At 54.1% G+C, this 1,009-nt stretch carries 1 protein-coding gene; it reads right to left on the bottom strand.

All coding sequences use genetic code 11. The features are described from left to right. Window positions 1-1,009 (bottom strand): condensation domain-containing protein (locus AC5ELV_RS26305; RefSeq protein ID WP_493432460.1); only part of this gene is annotated, 1,009 nt, incomplete at both ends.

Below are 1,009 nucleotides of genomic sequence, written 5' to 3'. Positions count from 1 at the left end.
CTTTCAGCAGAGGTCCTTCATCCAGTCGGATGCTACTCTGAATAGTACTGGCCCGGGCTTCTATAGCTTGACCCAATGTGGGACCGATCGGCACGTCTTTGAAATCGGCCACTTCCAGATCATACAGCTTCCCTTCCTTCACTCCGCGGTTCCACGCTTCCCAGCCTTGCTCTGCCTTGCGGAACACCATCCGCAACGCATCATGGTGCACCACCAACTGCGTCAGTGCCTGGCGTAGCGGCTCTTCCTCGAATCCTTGCTCCCGGTGAAGCATAACCGCCTGATTAAAGTGGTCCGGCACAGGCTGTCCTTGTTCCACAAACCACTGCTGAATCGGTGTCAGCAGCACAGCTCCGCTGACCTCTTCCTGATCAGCTAATTGGGTATCCGACACACGCAGCTGCGTAGCTAGCTCAGCAACCTCAGGGTACTTAAACAAGTCTTTGATATCCAGCTTGTATCCTGCCTGCAGCAGGCGTGAGGATACCTGAATCGCCTTAATTGAGTCCCCGCCCCGATCAAAAAATTGATCTGTCAGTCCGACCGGACCGCCGCCCAGTACAGCCTCCCACACATAAGCCAGAGCCTGCTCCGCTGCTGTCCGGGGAGCCTTATATTCCTGCGTGAAACGGAAAATCTGTTCCGGTGCTGGCAATGCCTTACGGTCGATTTTGCCGTTGGGTGTGAGCGGCATTTGCTCCATCTGAACAAAGTGCGAGGGAACCATATAATTCGGAAGTTCTTCACTCAGCTGCTTGCGAAGCTCGTTCCCTGACACTTCCCGTTCTGCTACGTAGTAGGCAACGAGTTCATGTTGGTTTTGGCTATTTGCATGTGCCAGTACGATGACCTCTTGCATGCGATCTGCCTTCAGCATAGCCGCCTCAACTTCGCCCAGTTCAATCCGGTAACCGCGAATTTTGACCTGATGGTCAATCCGGCCCAGGTACTCAATGTTGCCGTCAGGCAACCATCTTGCCAGGTCGCCTGTCCGATACATGCGTTCATA

Source organism: Paenibacillus sp. NMA1017, assembly GCF_058895805.1.
The sequence above is the reverse complement of the archived record's forward strand: the minus strand, read 5'-3'. Positions and strand labels throughout refer to the sequence as shown.